Raw genomic sequence first — 25,795 nt, 5'->3', positions numbered from 1 at the left:
CCGCTGGTGACATCCTCCCCCTCTGTCATTTGCGCATGAACTCGCCTGAAAGGCTTCCCCTTTCGGGCGATCTGGCGATCCCTCCGACCGATTGACCATGTCTGCACGCCAGACCTACCGTAGAAGGCGCTTTCAGAAAACGTTTCCTACGCACCTCGGGAGAGTCATGCCCAGCGCCCAGCTGCCCAGGGCCGTGTTCGCCATGGATCCGGTGCACCTCCCTCTGCTGTTTCCCGCACCGCTCGTGGCCCGGCTGCGGCGGACCGCCGAGATCGACCCGACGCTCGTCGTACAGGACTTCGCCGACCCCGCCGCCTCGCCCGCCCTGGCCGACGCCGAGGTCCTGATCACCGGCTGGGGCTGTCCCCGCCTCGACGCGGACACGCTCGCCGCAACACCCCGGCTGCGCACGGTCCTGCACGCCGCGGGCTCGGTCCGCTCGCTGATCGGCGAGGCGCTGTGGAACGGCGGGGTGAGCGTCTCCAGCGCGGTCACCGGCAACGCCGTCCCGGTCGCCGAGTACACGCTCGGGATGATCCTGCTCGCCGGGAAGGACGCCTTCGCCCATCGCGAGCGCTACCGCCGCACCCACGCCCAGCCCACCCCCGCCGAGACCGCCGCCACCGGCAACCTCGGCCGCCGGATCGGCGTCATCGGCGCCTCCCGCGTGGGCCGCCGCCTCCTGGAACTGCTGCGCCCGTACGACTTCGAGGTCCTGCTCCACGACCCCTACGTCGAGCCCGCCGAGGCCGCCGAACTGGGCGTCCGTCTGCTCTCTCTGGAAGACCTGCTGCTCCACAGCGACATCGTCAGCCTGCACGCGCCCGACATCCCCGAGACCCACCACCTGCTCGACCGTGCGCGGCTCGCCCTGATCCGCGACGGCGGCGTGCTCGTCAACACCTCCCGGGGTGCGCTCGTCGACCATGCGGCCCTCGTCGACGAGTTGGTCTCCGGCCGGCTGCACGCCGTCCTGGACGTCACCGAGCCCGAGCCGCTGCCCGCCGACTCTCCGCTGTACCGGTTGCCGAACGTGTTTCTCACCCCGCACATCGCGGGCTCCCTCGGCAACGAACTGGAGCGGCTCGGCCGCATCGTCGTGGAGGAGCTGGAGCGCGTGGCCGACGGCCTGCCCCTCGCCCACGAGGTACGGCACGCGGACCTGGCCCGAGTCGCCTGACGCGGACGAGGCGGTGGAGCAGCCCTCGAGGGCGCTCGGCGGGCGGCGGGCGGCGGGCGGCGGGCGGCGGGCGGCGGGCGTGGACGTCGACTCGAGCGCGCCGGTCACGCGCTCCAGCCCGCCAAGATCCCGCGTTTCCCGGTGTCTTCACGCCGCGCTGAGGCGCACCTAGGATAGCAAGCGCTTTCTGTGAGTCGTCTGTCTCCAGTCGGCTCGGAAACAGCGCTGGTCGAGCTTTCGCTGGCCCTCGGGCGGGCTGGAGAGGTGGTTCCCGATGGTGCGCACGGGGAGTGCGAGCGCGAGTGCGAATGCGAGCGCGAGCGTAACGGCCGGACCGACGCTGGCGGTCGTGGCCCGCGAGGCGGGGGTGTCCGTGCCGACCGCCTCCAAGGTGGTCAACGGCCGCGAGGACGTCGCCCCCGAGACCCGGCGGCGGGTCACGGAGGCGCTGGACCGGCTCGGCTATGTGCGCAGACCGCGCTTCGACGCGACGAAGCCGCCCCGCCTGATCGACCTCGTCGTGCACTCGCTGGACAGTTCCTGGTCGGGCGCGGTGCTGCACGGCGTGGAGGAGGCCGCGCACGACGCGGGCCTGGACGTGGTGGTCTCGGCCGCCCTGTCCCGCACCCGCGTCGGCCGCCCGCAGCGCGGCTGGCTGGACAAGATCACCGTGCGCGGCTCGGCCGGAGTGCTGTTCAACCTGGCGGAGTTGACGGAGTCCCAGTACGCCTGGCTGGAGCAGCACCGCACCCCGTTCGTGATGATCGACCCGGTGGTCGATCCGCCGCCCGGGGTGGTGTCGGTGGGCGCGGCGAACTGGCAGGGCGGGGTGACGGCGACCGAGCATCTGCTGGCGCTCGGCCATGAACGCATCGCCGTGATCGCCGGTCCGCGCCGCAAGATGTGCAGCAGCGCCCGGGTCGCCGGCTATCGCTCGGCGCTGGCGTCGGCCGGGCTCGGGCACCGCCCGGAGTACGTCCGCAACGGCGGCTTCGACGAGTCGATCGCCCATCGCCGGATGCGCGAACTGCTCGACCTGCCCGAGCCGCCGACGGCCGTCTTCGTCTGCTCCGACCGTATGGCCCTCGGCGTCTACCAGGCCCTGTCGGAACGGGGGTTGAGGATCCCGTACGACGTCAGTGTGGTCGGGTTCGACGATCTGCCCGAGTCCCGCTGGACCACCCCCGCCCTGACCACCGTCCGTCAGCCGCTGGCCGAGATGGCGGCGACGGGTCTGCGGCTGCTGGTGCGGATGATGGACGGGGACCACCCGGAGGGGATCCGGACGGAGCTGTCGACGCGGCTGGTGGAACGGGCCAGCACGGCTGCGCCACGGAGGTGACGCGGAGCAGGACCTGTAGTGTCTTGCTGCCCGAATCCCCTGGTTCGTTCGCCTGTTGACGGCCTGGCCGGTCAGACGCTCGCGTTCTCGGGCGCCGATCGCAGACGGGCGATGTTGCGCTCCAGCAACTGCGTGGCGGTCTGTACTCCGACGCCGCTCGCGGCGTCCGGCCGGGGCAACCGGCCGTCCGTGCCGCGTAGTTCGGTGAGGGCCGAGTGCATCGCCTCGTGGGCGGCGAAGAGGCAGGGGGTGCTGTAGACGGCGACGTCGACGCCCAGGTCGGAGAGTTCGCCGAGGGAGAGTCGGGGGGACTTGCCGCCGGCGATCTGGTTGAAGAGCAGCGGTTTGTCGCCGACCACGGCGCGGATGCGGCGAATCCAGTCCACGCTGCGCACGCCGTCGACCAGGACGACGTCCGCGTCGGTGGCCGCGAGGGTCTCGGCGCGGTGCAGGATGTCGCTCTCGTCGACGGCGTCCGTGCGGGCCACCACGACCAGGTCGCGGCGGGCGGCCAGCACCATCTCCAGCTTGGCGAGGTACTCGCGCAGCGGCAGCACCTGCTTGCCGTCGGCGTGCCCGCAGCGGCGCGGCCGTTTCTGGTCCTCCAGGATCACGCCGGACGCGCCGGCCCGTTCCAGGCCCTCCACCACATGGCAGGCGACCTCCGGATCGACGTAGCCGTCGTCGATGTCGACCAGCAGATGGTGGCCCGGAAACGCACCCCGCAACCGTTGTACGAAGGCCATCATGTCCGGCCAGGCGATGAAACCGATGTCCGGCAGCCCGTAGTACGAGGCCGCGAAGCCGAAGCCGGAGACGAACATCGCGTCGTAGTGCTGCGCCGCGATCGACGCCGAGTACATGTCGTACACGCCGATCAGCGGGGTCGTGCCCGGGTCCGCGATCCGTTCCCGCAGCTTGGTTCCGTAAGTCAACGTCCGGCTCCTCCTGACCGTTTCTTCATCGGTCAAGAGGATCGCCGGGCGGAGCGCGGGCGTCGGCCTCCGCGCGGGTCCCACTCACCCCGTTGGCGCAAGCGGTTCACCGCAGAAACGTCACTGGACCGCCGGGACGTCACCTCCCCGACCCGTCGCCCAGGCGATCCCACCCCGCAGACGGGCCAGGAAAGTCCGGGTCCCGATCGGGCCGAAAATTTCGGCAGCAGGCAGCCGGTGGCGGTGGCCGTCGCCCCGCGTCAGCCCCCGGCGCCGACGTTGTTGTCCGGTGCGCCGTCTCCCGTCGACGGCAGGTCGCCGCGTTCCACCGGCTCGCCGGCCGCCGGGGCGGACGGCAGGAGGGCGTCGAGTTCGTCGGCGGACGGGCGGTGGGCGTTGCGGGCGGCCTGGCGCAGGACGTCGCGCGGCACGCCCTCGCCGGAGATCCGGATGACGAACCCGTTCTTCGGGACCGCGTACTCGGACCGCTCGCCGGCGCTGCGGTAGTAGGCGTCGCCGTCGCGGGTGCAGACGACGGCCGTCTCGGAGGAACCGGCGACCGGCTCTTGCGGGCAGGTGTCGGCGGTCATCGAGCCTCGGTCGACGGCGAGTTGGAGTTGGGCTCCGTTCTTCTGCGAGAAGTAGACGGCGGAGAAGCCGTCGTCTCCGTACACGCCGACGGACTGCTGGGCGAGGCTGTATCCGGGTGCCTCGGTCGTGTACACCAGCTCGGGCGCGATGCCCAACGCCTCGGCCCTGGAGCTCAGTTCGGCCGGGTCCGCGCCGCTCTTCTCGGTGCCGCAGCCCGCGAGCAGCGCGGGGATCAGCAGCAGAACCGGCAGCGCGCGTACGGTACGGATCATGGGCTCATCGTGCCGCACAGGTGTCCCACAGGCACCGTCTTTTCGGCGACGGGACGCGTAGTCTCGGGCGGGATGAACACCATTCCCGCACGCCTCGACCACATCGTCCTCGCGACCCCCGATCTGGCGGCGACGGTCGCCGAGTTCACCCGGCGCACGGGAGTGGCCCCCGCGCCGGGCGGTGTGCACATCGGGCTCGGCACCCGCAACCACCTGGTCGGGCTGGGCGACGGCGCCTATCTGGAGATCCTCGGCCCCGACCCGGAGCAGCCCGCTCCGAGGGGCCCGCGCCCGTTCGGCGTGGACGGGCTCGACTCCGCGCGGACGATCACCTGGGCGATCAGCCCGCCCGACATCGACAGGGCGGTCGCGGCCGCCCGTGCCCGGGGTTACGACACCGGTGACGTAAGGGAGATGAGCCGGCGTCGCCCCGACGGCGCCCTGCTGCGGTGGCGGCTCACCGACGGCGGCGTCCCGCACCCCTCGGGCCTGGTGCCCTTCCTCATCGACTGGGGCGTCACGCCGCACCCCTCCTCGTCGGACCTGCCCGTCACCCGTTTGCTGGAGCTGACCGCCACCGCGCCCGAGCCCGACGAGATCCGCCCTCTGCTGACCGTCCTCGGCACCGACCTGACCCTCACCGCGGGATCGGCGGCCTTCTCCTTCACGGTGGACACGCCGAACGGGCCGGTCGGCTTCAGCTGACGGACGCCGTCCGCGGCAGACCCGACAGCCACCGCGGCGAGCCACGTCCGTTTCCTTCAAGACCGGTCGTCCCCGCGCCGCCTACCGTGGGCCCCATGAGTCCACGATTCGATGCCATCGGGCTGGTCGTCTCCGACATGGCCGCCGCTGTCGCCTTCTACCGCCGGCTCGGGTTCGCGTTCCCCGAGGGCGCCGAGCGGGAGCCGCACGTCGAGGCCGAACTGCCCGGTGGGCTGCGGCTGTTGCTGGACACCGAGGACACCGTCCGCTCGTTCCACGCCGGGTGGCGGCCGCCGTCCGGAAACGGCAGGGCCTCGCTGGCGCTGCGCTGCGAGGGGCCGGCCGAGGTCGACTCGGTGTACGAGGAACTGGTGAGCGCCGGCCACCGGGGCGAGTTGAAGCCGTGGGACGCCTTCTGGGGGCAGCGGTACGCCGTCCTGCTCGACCCGGACGGCAACGGCGTCGACCTGTTCGCACCGCTAGGACAGGTCCCGATGCAGTAGGTCGCCCAGTGTCGTGCCCGTGAACTCCCTTACCTCACGGGCGAGATGGGCCTGGTCGGAGTAGCCGACGCGAGCCGCCGTGTCCGCGTACGGCACGCCCTTCCCGGCCAGCGCGAGGGCGCGTTGCAGGCGCAGGATCCGGGCCAGGGTCTTGGGGCCGTAGCCGAAGGCGGTGCGGGATCGGCGGTGCAACTGGCGGGCGCTCAGGGCGATTTCGTCGGCGGTGACGGCGATCGAGCGGCCGGCTGCGAGGGCGGCGACCAGTCGACGCAGCTGGGGGTCGGGCGGGGCCGCCCGCTCCAGCGCCAGGTCCTCCAGCGCCGTCGCCGGGTGAGGTGCGGCGGCGATCCTGGCGCTCAGCCGCCGTACCTCTGTCGCGGGCCACAGGTCGGCCAACTCCACGCGTCGGTCACGCAGTTCGTGTGCGGGTACGCCGAGGAGAGCGGGCGCCGTGCCGGGGAAGAGACGGATGCCCGCCCAGGACGCGGGCGGGCCGTCGGGGACGTACGCCCGGGTGTCCGGTCCCGCGACGAGCAGTCTGCCCTCGCTCCACAGCAGGTCCATGCAGCCGTCGGGCAGCACGGGACGCGCGCCGGGCCCCGGCGACGGGATGTTCGTCCAGACCACCGCGCCGGGCAGCCGGGAGGGCCGCTCCTCGTACACATACGCCAGGCTACGCGGCCGGAGGCCGGGGCACCCGTCGGAGCGGCGCCGCTCCCCCACCCCGCCCAGGGCTTCGGCTGGCGGACCGTTCGACGTGGTCGGACGTCCTGCGCGGCGCGGACGCCGCCTACCCGGTGTATCCCACGGACGCCGGCTCCCCGGACGCAGACCGCGCCGTGGGGCTGCCGGCGGACGAGGCGGTCGCGCTCGGCGTACGGCGGCTGGTGCTGCTGTCCGCCCGGGGCGAGAAGCGGGCGCGTCCACCGAGGAGGCGCCGGCGGCGTCGGACGCGGACCGGACGGTCGTACGGGCCGCGTGGTTCACGCCGAGCTTCAGCGAGGGGCCGCTGGTGGAGGGGCTGCGGCTGAGCGGGGAGCTGGTGCTCCCGGCCGGGGAGGTCGGGTTCCTGGTGGAGCTGTTCGAGTCTGGAGGGTGTGAGCGTTTCCTGGCCTGTTCCCGTCGGCGCAAGGGACCGACGTTCAGCCTTCGCGCACGCCGACCGACCGCCCGCGCTCACTTCTCCGCGGGCGGCTGGTCCTCCCCGTTGTTCCCCTTGGGGGAACTCTTCGCATGGGTGCGGAAGCGTCCTGTCACGTCCTCCGGGGGCAGGAACCGCGACCAGCGTTCGGGGAACTCGGAGGGCATGTCGGGGTCGTCGGGGTCGTCGTCCTCGTGGGAGCGGGCGGCGGTCATGCGGGCGACGTACTCCGCGGCCTCCTCCTGACGCAGCCGCTCGTTGGCGGCGCGGGCCGCGGCGGTCGCGGCGGCCGGCCAGACCCGGTCGATCGCGGCGTTGACGGCGGCGCCGACCAGCACGGCGAAGGCGGACACGCCGATCCACAGGAGGACGGCGACGGCCGCCGCGAGGGAGCCGTAGATCGTGGCGCCCTCGATGGTGTGGGTGAGGTAGATGCGCAGCAGGAAACTGCCGAGCACCCACATGGCGAGGGCGACCAGCGCGCCCGGCACGTCCTCGATCCACGGGGAGCGCACCGGCACGGAGACGTGGTAGAGCGTGGTCAGAAACGCGATCGACAGGATGATCACGACCGGCCAGTACAGGACCTGCACCACGGTTGTCGACCACGGCACGACCCGCACCACCGCGTCCGGCCCGGCGACCATCAGCGGCAACGCGATCGAACCGATCAGCAGGGCCGCGATGAACAGCAGGAACGCCACCAGCCGGGTCTTGACGATGCCGCGCGCCCCGTCGAGGCCGTACATGACGGTGATGGTGTCGATGAAGACGTTCACCGCGCGCGAGCCGGACCACAGGGCGAACAGGAAACCGATGGAGATGACGTCGGGGCGGCCGCCCTTCATCACGTCGTCCAGGATCGGTTGGGCGATCTGCGCGACGCCCTTGTCGGACAGGACCGTGCGCGAGGCCTCCAGGATGTTGCTCTCCAGGCTGCTGATGGAGTCGGTGCCGGTCCAGTCGTCGACGTAGCCGAGCAGGCCGATGAGGCTGAGCAGCAGCGGCGGCACGGACAGCAGCGTGAAGAACGCGGCCTCGGCGGCGAGGCCGAGGATGCGGTACTCGATACAGGAGTTGACGGTGTCCTTCAACAGCAGCCAGGCGGTCCGGCGCTTGGAGACGTTCCGGTAAAGGGCACGTGCCCGGTGGAGACGCCCTGAGGGGTTCCCGGGTTGCTCGGGTGACTGACTTGCTGGCTGCACGCCCTAAAGGTATCCGCCGTTCGGGGCTGTACTCACCTCAGGCAAGGCGACGTCACCGGTGCGGGTAGCGGCGCGCGGTCTCCGGGCGCCCGCGGCGGCCGTACCCGAGGGTAGGTTCGCGGTATGGCGCGCAGCACACACACCGTGACCAACCAGCCCCCTCCGCTGACCGGGTACGACGTCTTCGGCGCGGACCGGGCCCTGGTGTCCGCCGTGCGGCGGCATCTCGGCCCCGGGCTGCTCGACGAGGCGTGCGAGGAACTGTCGGGACTGGGGCGGGCCGCCGGGTCGGCGCAGGTGCAGGAGTGGGCGACGCAGGCCGACGAGAACCCGCCGAGGCTGCGCACGCACGACCGCTACGGAAACCGCGTCGACGAGGTCGACTTCCATCCGGCCTGGCACCGGCTGCTCGGCAAGGGCGTCGGCGCCGGTCTGACGGGGGCCTGGACGCGGCCCGGCGGGCATGTGCGGCGGGCCGCGGGTTTCCTGGTGTGGACGCAGGCCGAGGCGGGCAACGGCTGCCCGCTGTCGATGACCCACGCGGCCGTGCCCGCGCTGCGCGCCGATCCGCAGCTGGCGGCCGAGTGGGAGCCCCGGCTGACCTCCGCGGTCTACGACCGTGGGCTGCGGCCCGCCCGGCTGAAGGCGGGGGCGCTCTTCGGCATGGCGATGACGGAGAAACAGGGCGGCAGCGACCTACGGGCCAACACGACGCTCGCCGTCCCGCTCGCCGAGGCCGGCACGTACGCGCTGACCGGGCACAAATGGTTCTGCTCGGCGCCGATGTCGGACGGGTTCCTGGTGCTGGCGCAGGCCGACCCGTCGGGCTCGTCGGGCTCGTCGGGGGAGGAAACGGGGGAGGAAGAGGGCGGTCTCACCTGTTTCCTCGTTCCCCGGGCGCTGGAGGACGGCACGCGTAACGTCTTCCGGCTGCAGCGGCTCAAGGAGAAGCTGGGAAACCGGTCCAACGCCTCCGCCGAGGTCGAGTTCGACGGGACGTGGGCGCGGCGGATCGGCGCGCCGGGGCGCGGGGTGCGCACCGTCATCGACATGGTGGCGGCGACCCGGCTGGACTGTGTGCTGGGGTCGGCGGGGCTGATGCGGCAGGCCGTGGCGCAGGCGGTCCATCACTGCGCCTACCGCGAGGCGTTCGGCGGGAGACTCGTCGACAAGCCGTTGATGCGCAATGTCCTGGCCGATCTCGCGCTGGAGTCGGAGGCGGCGACGACGCTCGCGCTGCGGCTCGCGGCGGCCTACGACGACGGCGGCGAGCAGGAGCGGGCGCTGCTGCGGATCGCGGTGCCGGCCGCCAAGTACTGGGTGACCAAGCGGTGTACGCCGGTGGTGGTGGAGGCCGCCGAGTGTCTGGGCGGGAACGGCTACGTCGAGGAGTCGGGGATGCCCCGGCTGGTGCGCGAGTCGCCGTTGAACTCGATCTGGGAGGGCGCGGGCAACGTCCAGGCGCTGGACGTGGTGCGGGCGTTGCGGCGGGAGCCGTCGGCGCTGCACGCCTATCTGCAGGAGGTGGGGCAGGCGCGCGGGGCCGACCATCGGCTGGACGGGGCGATCAAGGGCCTGTTGACGGAACTGGCCGACCTGGACGGGATCGAGGGGCGGGCCCGGCGGCTGACGGAGCGGTTCGCGCTGGTGCTCCAGGGCTCGCTGCTCGTACGGTTCGCGCCGCCGGAGGTCGCCGACGCGTTCTGCGCCTCGCGGCTGGGCGGGGACTCGGGAGCAGCGTTCGGAACGTTGCCGCACAGTCTGGATCTGGCGGCCGTCGTGGAACGGGCGCGCCCCCGACTCTGACCCGCGAGGAAGAAGAGGGACAGGACACGGGGGTGGTGCTGCGCCGACACGGCACCACCCCCGCGGCTATGGCCCTGCGAGGCCAGAATCGCCCCTCGGGCGACGTGGCTCAAGTTTCAGACAGCGTGTGGATGTTCACCAGGGTTGCAGGGGGTTGCAACGTGCCGGGGGTTACGACCGGAGTGGGTCCCTCCGTCCCGAATGGGCGGCAGTATGGGACCCCCGTAAGACCCCCGGTAAGACCGGAAACAGTCGGCGGAGAACCTTGACATCCGGTTCGTCCGCCTGAGCACGCCCCGGGAGGCCCTCGTGCCGAAGCAGCCGATGAACGTGCCGCAGCTCGTGGCCGCCGACGCCGCGCGTGCGGCCCGGGTCCTCAACGAGGTGCGGGACGCCCGGCTGGCCGGCCAGCGCACGCGCGTCGCCCTGCGCCCGGTGATCGAGCAGTCCTGGGAGCGGATGCTGCGGGGCGGCGTCGACCCCGAGCACGGCTTCCGGGCGGGGCCGCTCAGTCCCGACGAGGTGATGCGCCGGCGGGAGGAGTCGCCGTTGCGGGAGGTCCTGCCCGTGCTGCGGGAGGGGCTGTTGTCGGTCGCGGACGTCGCCCACCACATCATGGTCGTCGCCGACGAGGAGGGCCGGGTGCTGTGGCGGGAGGGCTGCGGTCCGGTGCTGCGCAAGGCCGACATGCTCGGGTTCGAGCCGGGCGCGGACTGGGGCGAGGCCGTCGTCGGCACCAACGGCGTGGGCACGCCGGCCGTGGTGCGTCGACCCGTACAGGTGTTCGCCGCCGAGCACTTCGTGCGCTCGCATGCCGCCTGGACCTGTGCGGGCGCCCCGATCACGGATCCGCGCAACGGCCGGCTGCTGGGCGTGGTGGACGTCAGCGGGCCGCTGGAGACGATGCATCCGGCCACCCTCGCCTGGGTCGACTCGGTGGCGAAGCTCGCCGAGGCCAGACTGCGGGAGACGCACGTGAGTTCGCTGGAGCGGTTGCGTGCGGTGGCGGCGCCGGTGCTGGCCCGGCTCGGCGGACGGGCGGCCGCGGTGGACGGGGACGGCTGGACGGCCGCGGTCACCGGGATGCCGTACGCGCAGCGGATCGCGCTGCCCAAGTCGCCCTCCGCGGGCATCCGGTGGCTGCCGGGGCTCGGGCTGTGCTCGGTGGAGCCGCTGGCCGGGGGCTGGCTGCTGCGGTCCGTGGACGACGGCGCCGAGTCGCCGCAGCGGGCCGGCGCCCGGATCGTGCTGGACCTGACCCGGCCGCGCCGCTGGTCGGTGACGGTGTCGGGCGGCGTCGGCTCGTGGTCCCAGGAACTCAGTCCGCGGCACGCCGAGTTGCTCTATCTCCTCGCGGTGCACCGCGGCGGCCGCAGCGCGGCGGGCCTGGCCGAGGACATGTTCGGCGACCCGGGCCGTACGGTGACGGTGCGCGCGGAGATGTCCCGGGTACGGCGGTATCTCGGGGCGTTTCTGGAGCACCGTCCGTATCGGTTCTGCGAGGACGCGGAGATCGAGGCGCTCCTCCCGGCCGACCGCGAGGACCTGTTGCCGTACTCGACGGCGCCGGCGGTGGTACGGGCACGGACGCCGGAAACCGTGCCGTAAGCGCACTTCGGCGTCCGTGCCGTCACGGCACGCCGGAATCCGTGCCGCGACAAGGGGTCGACGGGCCTGTTCCGTACCGGGAATGGGGCACCCGGTGGCATCTTCCACATATTTGCGGGGTCTTCGTCCGTGGCGGCGACCGACTGCCGTAGCATCCCCCTACGGGTCACCCCACCTGCTCCTCGTTCAACGTACGGATCAACAGGCGCAGTTGGCCCGCCTCGGGAGGACGAATGAGACATCGCGGCCGACATCGTCGACGTAGGCGGGGCAGAGCGCTGCGGGCGTTCCTCTCCGGAACCGCTCTCGCACTCACCGCAGCCGCCACCATGATCAGCGTCTCCCAGGCGACGGTCCCCGACGCTCCCGGCGGCCTGAAACCGCTGACCGCGGCCGCCGAGACCGGGAAGCTGCGGCTGACGGAGAACCTGGTGCCGCAGGCCTCCCTGGACCGGCTCTCCGCCGAGATGGGCCGGCCGGTCGGCGTCGGCGCGGTGCTGGAGGGCGCCGACCGCACCCTGCGGGACGCGATCGACTGCTCGTCCGCCGAACGCCGAGCCCTGCCGGTCGCCCCGACGGCCACCCGCGCGTACTGCTGGAACACCGACGACACCCAGGGCTGGCAGCCGGGCGCGGTCACCACCTCCGGGGACGCGGACGACGACGGCGTCTGGGGCGCCAACCGGGTGATCCTCTCCGGCTGGTCGCGCAGCGACGGCCCGACGGCCGACCGGGGCCTGGCCCGGGTCGCCTTCGTGGACGCCAACGACCTGAACCACCCCGCCTACGCCTGGGCGCTGCTCGCCGTCCCGGTCGACGGCGGACGCGACTACCGGGGGCTGGTCTCCCATGTCTCCGGAATGGTCTGGTACCAGGACAAACTGCTGGTGACCGCCGACGACGGGGACGAGACGGCGCTGTACGTGTACGACATGAACCGCGTCCAGCGCGCCACCGTCGACGCCGACGCGGTCGGCCGGGTGCCCGGCGGCTGGTCGGCGAGCGGCTACCGGTACGTTCTGCCGGCCGTCGGCTCCTACCGGCTGAGCGACGCCTCGGGGGCCCCGCACCCGGCCGCCGTCTCCCTGGACCGCAGCACGGCCCCGGACAGCCTGGTCGCCGGGGAGTGGACGCTGGACGGCGGCGACCGGTCCTCCCGGCTGTGGCGCTACCCCTTCAGTACGGTCCCGGGCCACGAGGGCCTGCTCGCCGCGGACGCCGCCGGACGCGTGGGCGCGTCCGAGGCGTACGAGACGAAGGTCACCGGCGTGCGCGCCGTGCTGTCGTACGGGAACGCGTGGTACGTGACCCGGGCGGCGGGGACGAAGAAACAGCATGGCGCGCTGTGGCGGCAGACCGCCGACCCGGCGGGCGGGGCGGCGAAGGCCCCGGAGTGCGGCGCCGCCGACACGCACACCTGCTGGAGCGGACTGACCGACTCCCTCTCCTACTGGGAGGAGACCGGCGAAGTCTGGACCCAGTCGGGGCGGGTGCTCTTCGCGACGCCGCTGGCCTCGATCGACAGATCAGCGGAGTAGATGATTCCCTGACGGGCATGACGAACATCCCCGTGACCACCTGGTCCCTGGAGCAAACCGCCCCGAGCGACCTTCTGCCGGCCGCCGCGCCCGAGGGAGACGTCCGGATCGTCCGCTCCGAGGCGCCCTCGCCCGAGTTCAGCCGTTTCCTGTACGCGTCGGTGGGCGGGGACATCCGCTGGATCGACCGGCTCGGCTGGACGTACGCGCGCTGGCAGGAACACCTGGCGCGGCCGGGGGTCGAGACCTGGGTCGCCCACGACCGGGGCACGCCCGCCGGTTACGCGGAGCTGGAGCCGCAGGACGACGGGGTCGTGGAAATCGTCTACTTCGGTCTGCTCCCCGCCTTCCGCGGGCGGCGGATCGGCGGCCACCTGCTGTCGTACGGCGCCGCCCGCGCCTGGGATCTCGCGGACCGCTGGCCGGGGCTGCCGGGGACCAAGCGGGTGTGGCTGCACACCTGCAGCCTGGACGGCGAGCACGCGATGGACAACTACCAGCGGCGCGGTTTCAAACTGTTCGACACCAAGGTCGAGGAGCAGCCCGAGGTCTCGTCGCCGGGCCCCTGGCCAGGCGCGCTCACCGGCTGACCCGGCGCACGCACCGGCTTCGTCGACCCCGCCCACATACCGGCATTGACCTGCGTGGACAAGAGCCCGCGCGGGCCATGTGATCGACGACACCCTCGTCTCGCATGTCGAGACCAGGGTGTCCACATGACGGACGAAGCTGGACTGTGTCCAGATCGCCGTGACACGCTTCCGTCATGTCTGGAACTGGAATTGCCTTGGTGAGTCGGCGGCACGTCGACCTCGGCCGCATGTCCAGCGCCATCTGTCCGGCGAGCTGATCCCGCCCGCAGAGGCCCAGCACCGCCGCGCCCACTCTTCCGCCTGCTTCTCGCGCAGTTTTGCGCACGTATACCCCCATGCGCCCGTACGCGCAGGTCAGAGCCGCTTTCCGCCTGTCCCGAAGGACGTATCCACCATGGCCGCCACCCCGCAGAACCCTGCCGCCTCCGCGCCCCGCCGCAAGGTGAGTCGTCACCGTGGCGAGGGTCAGTGGGCCGCGGGGCACTTCACCCCGCTCAACGGCAACGAGCAGTTCAAGAAGGACGACGACGGTCTCAATGTGCGGACACGCATTGAGACGATCTACTCCAAGCGGGGCTTCGACTCGATCGACCCCAACGATCTGCGCGGACGGATGCGCTGGTGGGGTCTGTACACCCAGCGCAAGCCCGGGATCGACGGCGGCAAGACCGCGATCCTGGAGCCGGAGGAGCTGGACGACGAGTACTTCATGCTGCGCGTCCGCATCGACGGCGGCCGGCTCAGCACCCGGCAGCTGCGCGTCATCGGCGAGATCTCGCAGGAGTTCGCCCGCGGCACCGCGGACCTCACCGACCGGCAGAACGTCCAGTACCACTGGATCCGCATCGAGGACGTCCCGGAGATCTGGAACCGCCTGGAGGCGGTCGGCCTGTCCACCACCGAGGCCTGCGGCGACACGCCCCGCGTGATCATCGGCTCGCCCGTGGCCGGCATCGCCGAGGACGAGATCATCGACGGCACCCCGGCCATCGAGGAGATCCACCGCCGGATCATCGGCAACAAGGACTTCTCGAACCTGCCCCGCAAGTTCAAGTCCGCGGTCTCCGGCTCGCCCCTGCTGGACGTGGCGCACGAGATCAACGACATCGCGTTCGTCGGCGTGGACCACCCCGAGCACGGCCCCGGCTTCGACGTCTGGGTCGGCGGCGGCCTCTCCACCAACCCCAAGATCGGCGTCCGGCTCGGTGCCTGGGTCCCGCTGGAGGAGGTCCCGGACGTCTACGAGGGCGTCATCTCGATCTTCCGCGACCACGGCTACCGCCGGCTGCGCACCCGCGCCCGGCTGAAGTTCCTGGTCGCCGACTGGGGCGTGGAGAAGTTCCGCCAGATCCTCGAGGACGACTACCTGAGCCGCAAGCTGATCGACGGGCCCGCCCCGGCCCAGCCGGTCGCCCGCTGGCGCGACCACGTCGGCGTGCACCGGCAGAAGGACGGCCGTTTCTACGTCGGTTTCGCACCGCGTGTCGGCCGCGTCGACGGAGCGACCCTGACGAAGATCGCGGAGCTGGCCGAGGCGCACGGCTCGGGCCGGGTGCGGACCACCGTCGAGCAGAAGATGATCGTCCTCGACGTCGAGGAGGCGCAGGTCGAGTCGCTGGTCGAGTCGCTCGAGGCGCTGGACCTGACGGCCAAGCCGTCCCCGTTCCGGCGCGGCACCATGGCCTGCACCGGCATCGAGTACTGCAAGCTCGCCATCGTCGAGACCAAGGCGCGCGGCGCCTCGCTGATCGACGAACTGGAACGCCGCATCCCGGAGTTCGACGAGCCGATCACCATCAACATCAACGGCTGCCCGAACGCCTGCGCCCGGATCCAGGTCGCGGACATCGGTCTCAAGGGCCAGCTCGTCCTCGACGACCAGGGCGAGCAGGTCGAGGGCTTCCAGGTGCACCTGGGCGGCGCGCTCGGTCTGGAAGCCGGTTTCGGCCGCAAGGTCCGGGGTCTGAAGGTCACCTCGGAGGAGCTGCCGGACTACGTGGAACGCGTGCTGAAGCGGTTCCAGGACGAGCGCGAGGACGGCGAGCGGTTCGCCGTCTGGGCCGCGCGTGCCAGCGAGGAGGCCCTCTCATGAGCGAGCGGGCCGCCCCTTTCTACTGCCCGTACTGCGGCGACGAGGACCTGCGTCCGAACGAGCAGGGCCACGGCGCCTGGGAATGCGCGGCATGCAACCGCGCATTCCAGCTGAAGTTCCTCGGGCTGCTCGCCCGGGGCGTTCAGCGCACCGACACGGGAGGGGACCGGATATGACGACGGTTCAGGAAGGCCGTACGACCGAGGAGTTGAAGGCGCTCGCCGAACAGGCGGGCCGTGACCTGGAGGACGCCTCCGCACTGGAGATCCTCCAGTGGGCGGTGGACACCTTCGGCAAGCAGTTCTGTGTCACGTCCTCCATGGAGGACGCGGTGGTCTCGCACCTGGCGTCCCGGGTCCAGAAGGGCGTGGACGTGGTGTTCCTCGACACCGGCTACCACTTCCCCGAGACCATCGGCACCCGGGACGCGGTCGAGGCCGTGATGGACGTCAACGTCATCACGCTCACCCCGCGCCAGACGGTGGCCGAGCAGGACGCCGAGTACGGTCCCAAGCTGCACGACCGCGACCCCGACCTGTGCTGCAAGCTCCGCAAGGTGCAGCCCCTGGAGGAGGGCCTCACGGCCTACGCGGCCTGGGCGACCGGGCTGCGCCGCGACGAGTCCCCGACCCGGGCGAACACCCCGGTCGTCGGCTGGGACGACAAGCGGCAGAAGGTCAAGGTCTCGCCCATCGCACGCTGGACCCAGGACGACGTGGACGCGTACGTCACCGAACACGGCATCCTCACCAACCCGCTGCTGATGGACGGTTACGCCTCCGTCGGCTGCGCGCCCTGCACGCGTCGGGTCCTCGAGGGCGAGGACGCCCGCGCCGGTCGCTGGGCCGGCCGGGCGAAGACCGAGTGCGGACTGCACGGCTGACCATGACACAGATACAGGAGACACACGTGACGACCGGAGCCACCGTATGGCTCACGGGTCTGCCGAGTGCCGGCAAGACCACCATCGCGTACGAGCTGGCCGCCCGGCTGCGCGAGGAGGGCCACCTCGTCGAGGTGCTCGACGGCGACGAGATCCGCGAGTTCATCTCGGCGGGCCTCGGCTTCAGCCGCGAGGACCGGCACATCAACGTGCAGCGCATCGGTTTCCTCGCCGAGCTGCTCGCCCGCAACGGCGTCAAGACGCTGGTGCCGGTGATCGCCCCCTACGCCGACAGTCGCGAGGCGGTGCGCAAGCGCCACCAGGAGGGCGGAACCGCCTACCTGGAGGTGCATGTCGCCACTCCGGTCGAGGTGTGCAGCGAGCGGGACGTGAAGGGCCTGTACGCCAAGCAGGCGGCGGGCGAGCTGACCGGGCTCACCGGGGTCGACGACCCCTACGAGTCGCCCGAGTCGCCCGATCTGCGGATCGAGTCCCAGGACCAGACCGTGCAGGAGTCCGCTGCGTCGGTGTACGCACTGCTCAGCGAGAGGGGACTGGCATGACGACGACCGTCGCCACGGCCGAGGAGGGCACGACCAGCCCGTACACGCTCAGCCACCTGGACGCGCTGGAGTCCGAGGCGGTGCACATCTTCCGCGAGGTGGCGGGCGAGTTCGAGAACCCGGTGATCCTGTTCTCCGGCGGCAAGGACTCCATCGTCATGCTCCACCTGGCGCTCAAGGCCTTCGCCCCGGCGGCCGTCCCCTTCTCCCTGCTCCACGTGGACACCGGACACAACTTCCCCGAGGTCCTCGAATACCGCGACCGAGCCGTCGCCGCACACGGGCTGCGCCTCCACGTGGCCTCCGTCCAGGACTACATCGACCGCGGAGTCCTGCGCGAACGCCCCGACGGCACCCGCAACCCCCTCCAGACCCTCCCCCTCACCGAGAAGATCCAGGCCGAGAAGTTCGACGCCGTCTTCGGCGGCGGACGCCGCGACGAGGAGAAGGCCCGCGCCAAGGAACGCGTCTTCTCCCTGCGCGACGAGTTCTCCCAGTGGGACCCCCGCCGCCAGCGCCCCGAACTGTGGAACCTCTACAACGGCCGCCACGCACCCGGCGAACACGTCCGCGTCTTCCCCCTCTCCAACTGGACCGAGCTCGACGTCTGGCAGTACATCGCCCGCGAAGGCATCGAACTGCCCGAGATCTACTTCGCACACGACCGCGAGGTGTTCCAGCGCGCCGGGATGTGGCTGACGGCCGGCGAGTGGGGCGGGCCCAAGGACGGCGAGACCGTCGAGAAGCGCCTCGTCCGCTACCGGACCGTCGGCGACATGTCCTGCACGGGGGCGGTCGACTCCGACGCCGTGACGCTGGACGACGTCATCGCCGAGATCGCCGCCTCCCGGCTCACCGAGCGCGGCGCGACCCGCGCCGACGACAAGATGTCCGAGGCCGCGATGGAAGACCGCAAGCGCGAGGGGTACTTCTAACCATGAGCACGACCATCTCCGAGGAACTCTCGGCCACGACCCTGCTGCGGTTCGCCACCGCCGGCTCCGTCGACGACGGCAAGTCCACCCTCGTCGGACGCCTGCTGCACGACTCCAAGTCGATCCTCACCGACCAGCTGGAGGCCGTGGAGCGCGTCTCGGCGAGCCGTGGCCAGGATGCTCCGGACCTCGCGCTCCTCACCGACGGTCTGCGGGCCGAGCGCGAGCAGGGCATCACCATCGACGTGGCGTACCGCTACTTCGCCACCCCCAAGCGCCGGTTCATCCTCGCCGACACCCCCGGCCATGTGCAGTACACCCGCAACATGGTCACCGGCGCCTCCACCGCCGAGCTGACGGTGATCCTGATCGACGCCCGCAACGGCGTCGTCGAGCAGACCCGCCGGCACGCCGCCCTCGCGGCGCTGCTGCGCGTCCCGCACGTGGTGCTCGCGGTCAACAAGATGGACCTGGTCGAGTACAAGGAGTCCGTGTTCGCTGCGATCGCCGAGGAGTTCACGGCGTACGCGCTGGAGCTGGGCGTCCCGGAGATCACCGCCATCCCGATCTCGGCGCTGGCCGGCGACAACGTGGTGGACCCGTCCGCGAACATGGACTGGTACGGCGGGCCGACCTTCCTGGAGCACCTGGAGACGGTCCCGGTCACCCACGACCTGAGCCACTGCCACGCCCGCCTCCCCGTGCAGTACGTGATCCGGCCGCAGACCGCCGAGCACCCCGACTACCGGGGCTACGCGGGCCAGATCGCCGCCGGTTCCTTCCGCGTCGGCGAGTCCGTGACGGTCCTGCCGTCCGGTCACGCGTCGAAGATCGCCGGCATCGACCTGCTCGGCGAGCCGGTCGACATCGCCTGGACCACGCAGTCGGTGACCCTCCTCCTGGAGGACGACATCGACATCTCACGCGGTGACCTGATCGTGCCCAGCCAGGACGCCCCGCCGACCACGCAGGACGTCGAGGCGACCGTGTGCCATGTCGCCGACGCGCCGCTGACGGTCGGCCACCGGGTGCTCCTCAAGCACGGCACCCGCACGGTCAAGGCGATCGTCAAGGACATCCCGTCCCGTCTCACGCTCGACGACCTGTCCCTGCACCCGCATCCGGGACAGCTCGTCGCCAACGACATCGGCCGCGTGAAGATCCGCACCGCGGAGCCGCTGCCCGTCGATTCGTACGCCGACTCGCGGCGCACCGGCTCGTTCATCCTGATCGACCCGAACGACGGCACCACGCTCACCGCGGGCATGGTCGGCGAGTCGTTCGCGTCCCCGGAGCCCGTCAAGGACGGGGCCGAGGACGACGGGTGGGACTTCTGACATGAACTCCAGGGACTACTACTCCACGTTCGCCAAGGAAGGCGGCCGCGTCGGCAGCGGCTACCTCGGCAGCGGGCAGGGCGGGGTGGCGCGATGTGCGTGCTGACGTACGCGCACTGCCTGCGCGCCCCGTCCCCCCACCGGACGTCCCGACATCGACGAAGACCTGCCGACCTCCCGGCCACGACCTGAGGGCGTGACCGCCGGGCCAACGAGAGGAACCCCTCCCGTGCCTGCCAACCGCTCAGCACTCCTCCGCCGCGGCATCGCCGTGGTGACAGCACTGCCCCTCCTGACGCTCGCCGCCTGCGGTTACGGGTCGGACTCGAAGGACGACAGCTCCAAGGCGAAGGTCGCCGCCGGCGCCCAGAAGATCGACGGCCTCGACTCCGTCAAGATCGGCTACTTCGGCAACCTGACCCACGGGACCGCGCTCGTCGGCGTCAACAAGGGGTACTTCCAGAAGGCGCTGGGCGCCACCGAGGCCAAGTACCAGATCTTCAACGCCGGCCCGTCCGAGATCGAGGCCCTCAACTCCGGCTCCATCGACATCGGCTGGATCGGCCCCTCCCCGTCGATCAACGGTTACACCAAGTCCAAGGGCACCAACCTCCGCATCATCGGCGGTTCGGCGTCCGGCGGTGTGAAGCTCGTCGTCAACCCCAAGAAGATCAAGTCCGTCAAGGACGTCAAGGGCAAGAAGATCGCCACCCCGCAGCTGGGCAACACCCAGGACGTGGCGTTCCTCAACTGGATCGCCGACCAGGGCTGGAAGGTCGACGCGGAGAGCGGCAAGGGCGATGTGTCGGTCGTCCGCACCGACAACAAGGTCACCCCGGACGCCTACAAGTCGGGTTCCATCGACGGCGCCTGGGTGCCGGAGCCGACCGCGTCCAAGCTGGTCGCCGAGGGCGCGAAGGTCCTGCTCGACGAGGCTGACCTGTGGCCGGACAAGAAGTTCGTGATCACGAACATCATCGTGTCGCAGAAGTTCCTCAAGGAGCACCCCAAGGCCGTCGAGGCGGTCCTGAAGGCCTCGGTCGACACCAACAAGTGGATCAACGCCAACCCCGACGCGGCGAAGGCGGCTGCCAACGCGCAGCTGGGCATCGACTCCGGCAAGGAGCTGCCGGCCGCCGTCCTGGACCCGGCGTGGAAGTCCATCCAGTTCACCAACGACCCGCTGGCCGCCACCCTCAACACCGAGGCGGAGCACGCGGTCAAGGCCGGTCTGCTGGAGGACCCGCTGCTGACGGGCATCTACGACCTCACGCCCCTCAACAACGTCCTCAAGGCCGAGGGCGAGAGCGCGGTCGACGACGCCGGTCTCGGCGTCAAGTAGTCCCGATCCCGAGAATCCCCAGGAGGTGACGACCATGGCCACCGCGATCGCCAAGGCCGAACCGGCCGAGTCAGTCGAGTACGCCGCCCGCATCGAGCACGTATCGAAGTCCTTCGCCGGGCCCGCCGGGCAGCAGCTCGTCCTGGACGACATCACCCTCGATGTCGCACCGGGCGAGTTCGTCACCCTCCTGGGGGCCTCGGGCTGTGGCAAGTCCACGCTGCTCAACCTTGTCGCGGGTCTCGACGACCCGAGCGCCGGCAGCATCAAGACCGACGGGCGTCCTGCCCTGATGTTCCAGGAGCACGCCCTCTTCCCGTGGCTGACCGCGGGCAAGAACATCGAACTCGCCCTGAAACTGGGGGGAGTCGCGAAGAACGACCGGCGCGGACGCGCCGAGGAACTGCTCGGACTCGTCCGGCTGCAGGGCTCGTACGACAAGCGGGTGCACGAGCTGTCGGGCGGTATGCGCCAGCGGGTCGCGCTGGCGCGGGCGCTGGCCCAGGAGAGCCGACTGCTGCTGATGGACGAGCCGTTCGCGGCGCTCGACGCGATCACGCGTGACGTGCTGCACGACGAGCTGACCCGGATCTGGGCGGAGACGGGCGTCTCCGTCCTGTTCGTCACGCACAACGTGCGGGAGGCGGTGCGGCTCGCGCAGCGCGTCGTCCTGCTGTCGTCCCGGCCGGGCCGGGTGGCGCGCGAGTGGACGGTGGAGATCCCGCAGCCGCGCCGCATCGAGGACGCCCCCGTGGCCGAACTGTCCATCGAGATCACCGAACAACTGCGTGGGGAGATCCGCCGTCATGGCCAGCAGTGACACGAAGTCGGGCCTGACGGACACGCGCGAGGCGCGGGCCGACGGCAACCACCAGATCGCCGGCCTGGAGGCCGGTCTGGACGCCCTGGAGATCGTGGCCACCGGGCGTACGCCCTTCTCGGTGACCGCCCGCACCAAGATCCTCCCGCCGCTCGTCGCGACCGCCGTGGTACTGGTGATCTGGCAGGCTCTGATCACGTTCGACATCGTCACCGACCCGACGAAGCTGCCCTCGCCCGGCGATGTGGCGACCGAGTTCAAGGACGCCTGGCTGGAGGGCAAGCTTCTCGGCTACATCTGGACCAGCGTCGAGCGCGGTCTGCTCGGCTTCCTGCTGGCGCTGGCGATCGGTACCCCGCTGGGTCTGGTGGTGGCCCGCGTGAAGTTCATCCGCGCGGCGATCGGACCGGTCCTGTCGGGCCTCCAGTCGCTGCCCTCGGTGGCGTGGGTGCCGCCCGCCGTGCTGTGGCTGGGCCTGAACAACTCGATGATGTACGCGGTGATCCTGCTCGGCGCGGTCCCGTCCATCGCCAACGGCCTGGTCTCCGGCATCGACCAGGTGCCGCCGCTGTTCCTGCGGGCGGGCCGCACGATGGGCGCGACCGGGTGGAAGGGCGCCTGGCACATCGTCCTGCCGGCCTCGCTGCCGGGCTATCTGGCCGGTCTGAAGCAGGGCTGGGCGTTCTCCTGGCGCTCGCTGATGGCGGCGGAGATCATCGCCTCCTCGCCCGACCTGGGCATCGGTCTGGGCGCGCTGCTGGAGAACGGCCGCAACGCCAGCTCCATGCCGATGATCTTCGAGGCCATCTTCCTGATCCTCTTCGTCGGTATCGCCGTCGACCTGCTGGTCTTCAGCCCGCTGGAGCGGCGGGTGCTCCGCAGCCGGGGCCTCCTGGTGAAGAGCTGAGCCCCATGCACGACAAGCCCGTCCGCCCCGTCCTCGTGGTCATCGCCCACGGCAGCCGCGACCCGCGGCACGCGGCGACCGTGCACGCCCTCGTGCGGCGCGTACGGTCGCTGCGGCCGGGGCTGCGTGTGGAGACCGGCTTCCTGGACTTCACCATCCCGTCCGTACAAGGGGTGCTGGAGTCCCTGGCGGCGGAGGGCGTACGGGACGTCGTCGCCCTCCCCCTGCTGCTGACCCGCGCGTTCCACGCGAAGGCGGACATCCCGGCGGTCCTGCGGGACGCGCCGCGGCGGCTGCGGATCAGCCAGGCCGAGGTGCTGGGCCCCTCGCCGCTGCTGCTCACCGCCCTCGAACGGCGGTTGTACGAGGCGGGGTTGAGCCCCGCCGACAAGTCCTCGACCGGGGTCGTGCTGGCCTCGGCGGGGTCCACGGACCCGGAGGCGATCGCAGTGATCGCAGAAATCGCGCGGGAGTGGCGGCACACCGGTTGGTGCGCCGTGCGGCCTGCGTTCGCCTCCGCATCCCTTCCGCGCACCCAGGACGCGGTGCGCGAGCTGCGGGAGCTGGGCTGCGCCCGGATCGCCGTCGCCCCGTACGTCCTGGCCCCCGGCTTCCTGCCGGACCGCATCGCCCGGGGCGCGGCCGAGGCGGACGTCCTGGCCGAGGTGCTGGGCCCCGCGCCGGAGGTGGCCCGCGTCCTGCTGGAGCGGTACGACACGGCCCGTGCAGCCCGGACAGCAAAGTCGGCCCGGGTGCCGACGCTGGCGGCCGTGGGGGCGTGAAGGCGGTTCCGCGACAGGGGTGACTGCGCAGGTCACCCGGCCGACGCCGGTCCCGGATCCCGTCCGCTGGCCCCCAGCGCCCGCGCGAACGTCCCCGCGTCCTGCGGCACCGGCACCGGTGCGGCGAAGCCGTCGTACTGGCGGTAGAGGTCGCCGTGGCGTTCGACCACGTCGAGGACGAGTCGGGCCGCGGGCTCCGAGATGCGGTACTCCTGGCCCGTGGCGACCGCCACGTCCCACCCGTGCACCGCCGTCTCCTTGATGATCATCGCGGCGAGTTCGGCGGCGGGCATCGCGGCCGTCCCCAGGTCGACCTCGCCCTCCCACACCGCGGGGTCCGCCCAGGCCGCGACCGCGCGGTCCAGCTGGTCGGCGTAGGCCTGCGCCCACCGCGGGTCGGCGGTGAAGTCGCGGGCGGTCAGGTCGTCGGGGAGCTGCCTGCGCAGGGCGCGGTGCTCCAGGCCGTGGGATGTGTAGAGGACCCAGTGGTTGACCAGGGCGCGGACGTCCCAGTCGGGGCAGTGGGTGGGGTCGCTCAGCCGGGCCGCCGGGACGCCGCGCGCGACGCGCGACGCCTCGGCGGCGCATTCGGACATGTACTGGTGCGTCTGGTCGTACTTCATGCGCCTCACGCTAGGAGGCGCGGGCTCAGCCCTCTTGAAGAAACGCGACAGCGTCGTCGGCCAGGCGGGCCAGCTCCTCGACCGGCAGCGAGCCGGGGGCCCGGTGCTCGCGCGCGAACGTGTTCGCAAGCCGTTGCAGCAACTCGTTCAGCGGGGTCGGCACTCCGTGGAGGCGGCCGAGGAGGGCGATCTCGCCGTTGAGGTAGTCGGCCTCGATGCTGCCGGCGCCCCGGCTGAGGGACTGCCAGGAGGAGCCGCCGCGCGGGGCGTCGTCGAGCGGTACGAGGGTGACCTTGTCGCCGCGGACCGCCCGCTGCTCCTCGGTGCTCGCGTACGGGATCCCGGCGGCGCGCAGCACGGTCTCGCCCTCCGCCCGCACCCTCGCGTAGATCGCCTCGGCCTCGGGATCGCCGCCCAGGCCGCTCACCGCCTCCAGCGCGTTTCCGAGGTTGGACAGCAGTTTCGCGTACTGCCAGCGGGACACGTCCGCCACGACCGGCGCCTCGAAGTGCGCCTTCTCCAGGTCGGCGGCGATCCGGCGGGCGGTGTCGTCGACGCCGTGCGGATGGCGGCCGAGGTGGAGGATGCCGGTGAGCGGGGCGCCGTCGGCGGAGACCACGCCGGGTTCGACCAGGGTCGAGGGCAGCCACACGCAGACGCCGTACACGTGCCGGAAGCGGCGCAGGGCCAGGCGCTGGCTCTCCACGCCGTTCTGGGCGCAGACCAGCGGGAGCCGCTCGGCGGCCGTGCCGCCGCCCTCGACCGGGGCTGCGGCCCAGGCCTGGAGCGCCGTCTCGCTGTCCTGCGTCTTGACGGCGAGGACGAGGACGTCGTCGGCGCGCAGCGTGCCGAGCGCCGTGGGCCCGTCGACGACGGGCAGCCGGTACGTCTGCTCGCCCTGCGGCACCCTGAGCCGCAGCCCGCCTTCCGTCAACGCCGTCCGGTGCGCACCGCGCGCGACCAGCACGACCTCCGCTCCGGACCCCGCCAGCCGCCCGCCGACGGTGCCGCCGACGGCCCCTGCCCCGATGATGATGTAGCGCATGGAACGAGCCTCGCACAGTCGTGTGCAGGCACGGCCGTGAGGGCGCACTACCGTGGGTACCCTCCGCTCCATGATCGAGGAATCGTTTGTGCTCGGCGGCGAGCTGCCCGTCCGTCGGCTCGGCTACGGCACCGCGCAGCTCACCGGCCCCGGCTACTGGGGTCCGCGGGGCGCGGCCCGGGACGCGGTCGCGGTGCTGCGGCGGGCGGTGGAGCGAGGGGTCACGCTGATCGACACCGCCGACAACTACGGTCCGTCGGTCGCCGAGGAGTTGGTGGCGCAGGCCCTGTATCCGTTTCCGCCAGGGCTGGTGATCGCCACGAAGGGCGGAGTGGTCCGCACCGGCGACAGCGCCTGGCATGTCGACGGGCGGCCGGAGAGCCTGCGGGCGATGTGCGAGGCCAGTCTGCGCCGGCTGCGGCTGGACGCGATCGACCTGTATCAACTGCACCGGCTCGATCCGGCGGTGCCGATGGCCGAACAGCTGGGCGCGCTGGACGAGTTGCGGACCGAGGGCAAGATCCGGCTCATCGGCCTCGACACGGTCACGGCCGAACAGCTGGCGGCGGCAGTGGAGTCGACGTCGATCGCGTCCGTGCAGAACCGCTTCAACCTCCTCGACCGCGACTCCCTGCCGTTGCTGGAGCTGTGCGAGGCGCGCGGTATCGCGTTTCTGCCCTGGTTTCCGTTGGGCAACGGCTCGCTCACCGCCGACCCGGTGTGCACGGCGGTCGCCGCCGCGCACGGCGCCACCCCGGGGCAGGTCGCGCTGGCCTGGCTGCTGCACCGCTCCCCCGTGCTCTGCCCCACGCCCGGCACCGGGACCCTGGCGCACCTGGAGGAGAACCTGGACGCCGGCGCCGTACGGCTGTCGGAGGCGGAGCTGGCCCTGCTGGAGGCCGGGCAGGAAACCGTGCCGGAAGCCGGGCAGGAAGGCGCGGCCGAAGCCGGGCAGGAAAGCGGGCAGGACGCCAGGTGAGGCACCCTGCGGAACGCTCCCGGTGGAGATCGTCCCTGATCGTCGTCCCCGAGACCGCCGCATAGATG

At 71.6% G+C, this 25,795-nt stretch carries 26 protein-coding genes and 1 pseudogene; 21 read left to right on the top strand and 6 right to left on the bottom strand.

Annotated elements, in window-relative coordinates:
- Positions 1 to 166 precede the first annotated feature (166 nt).
- Together OG562_RS33230 and OG562_RS33225 are read left to right on the top strand one after the other, a co-directional pair.
- Positions 167 to 1,180 (top strand): hydroxyacid dehydrogenase, encoded by a 1,014-nt coding sequence (locus OG562_RS33230; protein ID WP_266404582.1) that lies wholly within the window; start codon positions 167 to 169, stop codon positions 1,178 to 1,180.
- A 274-nt stretch (positions 1,181 to 1,454) separates the two neighbouring features.
- Positions 1,455 to 2,522 (top strand): LacI family DNA-binding transcriptional regulator, encoded by a 1,068-nt coding sequence (locus tag OG562_RS33225; protein WP_266404580.1) that lies wholly within the window; start codon positions 1,455 to 1,457, stop codon positions 2,520 to 2,522.
- 71 nt (positions 2,523 to 2,593) lie between these two features.
- Here the strand turns inward: OG562_RS33225 and OG562_RS33220 are convergent, their stop codons facing one another.
- Together OG562_RS33220 and OG562_RS33215 are read right to left on the bottom strand one after the other, a co-directional pair.
- On the bottom strand, positions 2,594 to 3,457 hold the full coding sequence (locus tag OG562_RS33220) for an oxaloacetate decarboxylase (protein WP_266404578.1): 864 nt from the start codon (positions 3,455 to 3,457) through the stop codon (positions 2,594 to 2,596).
- 260 nt (positions 3,458 to 3,717) lie between these two features.
- Entirely contained in the window at positions 3,718 to 4,320 is a 603-nt protein-coding gene (locus tag OG562_RS33215; protein ID WP_266404576.1) for a hypothetical protein, read from the bottom strand.
- Between the two features lie 72 nt (positions 4,321 to 4,392).
- Between OG562_RS33215 and OG562_RS33210 the strand changes: the two genes are divergently transcribed.
- Together OG562_RS33210 and OG562_RS33205 are read left to right on the top strand one after the other, a co-directional pair.
- On the top strand, positions 4,393 to 5,025 hold the full coding sequence (locus OG562_RS33210; protein ID WP_266404574.1) for a VOC family protein: 633 nt from the start codon (positions 4,393 to 4,395) through the stop codon (positions 5,023 to 5,025).
- A 95-nt stretch (positions 5,026 to 5,120) separates the two neighbouring features.
- A complete protein-coding gene (locus OG562_RS33205; protein ID WP_266404572.1) occupies positions 5,121 to 5,528 on the top strand; it encodes a VOC family protein in 408 nt (135 codons plus the stop codon).
- On the opposite strand, the gene OG562_RS33200 is transcribed toward OG562_RS33205, so the two are convergent.
- The gene (locus OG562_RS33200; protein WP_266404570.1) at positions 5,505 to 6,191 is read right to left on the bottom strand and encodes an AraC family transcriptional regulator; all 687 of its coding nucleotides are present in this window, start codon (positions 6,189 to 6,191) and stop codon (positions 5,505 to 5,507) included. The genes OG562_RS33205 and OG562_RS33200 overlap by 24 nt on opposite strands.
- An 83-nt stretch (positions 6,192 to 6,274) precedes the next feature.
- On the opposite strand from OG562_RS33200, the pseudogene OG562_RS33195 reads away from it, so the two are divergent.
- Positions 6,275 to 6,591 (top strand): annotated as a pseudogene (locus OG562_RS33195) (NmrA family transcriptional regulator); the annotation flags it as partial.
- Between the two features lie 113 nt (positions 6,592 to 6,704).
- Here OG562_RS33195 and OG562_RS33190 read toward each other — a convergent pair.
- Complete coding sequence (locus OG562_RS33190; RefSeq protein ID WP_266404568.1) at positions 6,705 to 7,874, bottom strand: YihY/virulence factor BrkB family protein; 1,170 nt, start codon at positions 7,872 to 7,874, stop codon at positions 6,705 to 6,707.
- A 123-nt stretch (positions 7,875 to 7,997) separates the two neighbouring features.
- On the opposite strand from OG562_RS33190, the gene OG562_RS33185 reads away from it, so the two are divergent.
- The 15 genes from OG562_RS33185 to OG562_RS33120 all read left to right on the top strand — a co-directional run bounded on the left by OG562_RS33185 (position 7,998) and on the right by OG562_RS33120 (position 23,080).
- Entirely contained in the window at positions 7,998 to 9,680 is a 1,683-nt protein-coding gene (locus OG562_RS33185; protein WP_266404566.1) for an acyl-CoA dehydrogenase family protein, read from the top strand.
- Between the two features lie 309 nt (positions 9,681 to 9,989).
- Positions 9,990 to 11,288, top strand: a complete 1,299-nt coding sequence (locus OG562_RS33180; protein WP_266404564.1) for a GAF domain-containing protein — start codon at positions 9,990 to 9,992, stop codon at positions 11,286 to 11,288.
- Between the two features lie 233 nt (positions 11,289 to 11,521).
- The gene (locus OG562_RS33175; protein ID WP_266404562.1) at positions 11,522 to 12,826 is read left to right on the top strand and encodes a hypothetical protein; all 1,305 of its coding nucleotides are present in this window, start codon (positions 11,522 to 11,524) and stop codon (positions 12,824 to 12,826) included.
- 17 nt (positions 12,827 to 12,843) lie between these two features.
- Positions 12,844 to 13,416, top strand: a complete 573-nt coding sequence (locus OG562_RS33170) for a GNAT family N-acetyltransferase (RefSeq protein WP_266404561.1) — start codon at positions 12,844 to 12,846, stop codon at positions 13,414 to 13,416.
- 176 nt (positions 13,417 to 13,592) lie between these two features.
- Positions 13,593 to 13,676: a putative leader peptide gene (locus tag OG562_RS46065; RefSeq protein ID WP_309486338.1), complete on the top strand. Its 84-nt coding sequence runs from the start codon at positions 13,593 to 13,595 to the stop codon at positions 13,674 to 13,676.
- A 137-nt stretch (positions 13,677 to 13,813) separates the two neighbouring features.
- Positions 13,814 to 15,511 carry a nitrite/sulfite reductase gene (locus OG562_RS33165; protein ID WP_266404560.1) on the top strand — a complete coding sequence of 566 codons (1,698 nt, stop codon included), beginning with the start codon at positions 13,814 to 13,816 and terminating at the stop codon, positions 15,509 to 15,511.
- Positions 15,508 to 15,687 carry a hypothetical protein gene (locus tag OG562_RS33160; RefSeq protein ID WP_266404559.1) on the top strand — a complete coding sequence of 60 codons (180 nt, stop codon included), beginning with the start codon at positions 15,508 to 15,510 and terminating at the stop codon, positions 15,685 to 15,687. Before OG562_RS33165 ends, OG562_RS33160 begins: the two co-directional genes overlap by 4 nt.
- The gene (locus OG562_RS33155; protein WP_266404558.1) at positions 15,684 to 16,394 is read left to right on the top strand and encodes a phosphoadenylyl-sulfate reductase; all 711 of its coding nucleotides are present in this window, start codon (positions 15,684 to 15,686) and stop codon (positions 16,392 to 16,394) included. Before OG562_RS33160 ends, OG562_RS33155 begins: the two co-directional genes overlap by 4 nt.
- A gap of 2 nt (positions 16,395 to 16,396) precedes the next feature.
- A complete protein-coding gene (gene cysC / locus OG562_RS33150; RefSeq protein WP_266404557.1) occupies positions 16,397 to 16,957 on the top strand; it encodes an adenylyl-sulfate kinase in 561 nt (186 codons plus the stop codon).
- The gene (gene cysD / locus OG562_RS33145; protein WP_266404555.1) at positions 16,954 to 17,892 is read left to right on the top strand and encodes a sulfate adenylyltransferase subunit CysD; all 939 of its coding nucleotides are present in this window, start codon (positions 16,954 to 16,956) and stop codon (positions 17,890 to 17,892) included. The genes cysC and cysD overlap by 4 nt, the downstream gene beginning before the upstream one ends.
- Positions 17,893 to 17,894: 2 nt before the next feature.
- On the top strand, positions 17,895 to 19,229 hold the full coding sequence (locus tag OG562_RS33140; RefSeq protein ID WP_266404553.1) for a sulfate adenylyltransferase subunit 1: 1,335 nt from the start codon (positions 17,895 to 17,897) through the stop codon (positions 19,227 to 19,229).
- 229 nt (positions 19,230 to 19,458) lie between these two features.
- Positions 19,459 to 20,571, top strand: a complete 1,113-nt coding sequence (locus OG562_RS33135) for an ABC transporter substrate-binding protein (RefSeq protein ID WP_266404552.1) — start codon at positions 19,459 to 19,461, stop codon at positions 20,569 to 20,571.
- A gap of 34 nt (positions 20,572 to 20,605) precedes the next feature.
- Complete coding sequence (locus OG562_RS33130) at positions 20,606 to 21,391, top strand: ABC transporter ATP-binding protein (protein WP_266404550.1); 786 nt, start codon at positions 20,606 to 20,608, stop codon at positions 21,389 to 21,391.
- Complete coding sequence (locus tag OG562_RS33125; protein WP_266404548.1) at positions 21,378 to 22,298, top strand: ABC transporter permease; 921 nt, start codon at positions 21,378 to 21,380, stop codon at positions 22,296 to 22,298. The genes OG562_RS33130 and OG562_RS33125 overlap by 14 nt, the downstream gene beginning before the upstream one ends.
- 5 nt (positions 22,299 to 22,303) lie before the next feature.
- Positions 22,304 to 23,080, top strand: a complete 777-nt coding sequence (locus tag OG562_RS33120; RefSeq protein WP_266404546.1) for a sirohydrochlorin chelatase — start codon at positions 22,304 to 22,306, stop codon at positions 23,078 to 23,080.
- 32 nt (positions 23,081 to 23,112) lie between these two features.
- On the opposite strand, the gene OG562_RS33115 is transcribed toward OG562_RS33120, so the two are convergent.
- Positions 23,113 to 23,703, bottom strand: a complete 591-nt coding sequence (locus OG562_RS33115) for a TIGR03086 family metal-binding protein (protein ID WP_266404545.1) — start codon at positions 23,701 to 23,703, stop codon at positions 23,113 to 23,115.
- Positions 23,704 to 23,728: 25 nt separating this feature from the next.
- On the bottom strand, positions 23,729 to 24,748 hold the full coding sequence (locus OG562_RS33110) for a ketopantoate reductase family protein (RefSeq protein ID WP_266404544.1): 1,020 nt from the start codon (positions 24,746 to 24,748) through the stop codon (positions 23,729 to 23,731).
- Positions 24,749 to 24,818: 70 nt separating this feature from the next.
- Here OG562_RS33110 and OG562_RS33105 point away from each other — a divergent pair, with 70 nt between their 5' ends.
- Positions 24,819 to 25,727, top strand: a complete 909-nt coding sequence (locus tag OG562_RS33105) for an aldo/keto reductase (protein WP_266404543.1) — start codon at positions 24,819 to 24,821, stop codon at positions 25,725 to 25,727.
- Positions 25,728 to 25,795 lie beyond the last annotated feature (68 nt).

The sequence above is a fragment of the Streptomyces sp. NBC_01275 genome (assembly GCF_026340655.1).
GTDB lineage: Bacteria > Actinomycetota > Actinomycetes > Streptomycetales > Streptomycetaceae > Streptomyces.
The sequence above is the reverse complement of the archived record's forward strand: the minus strand, read 5'-3'. Positions and strand labels throughout refer to the sequence as shown.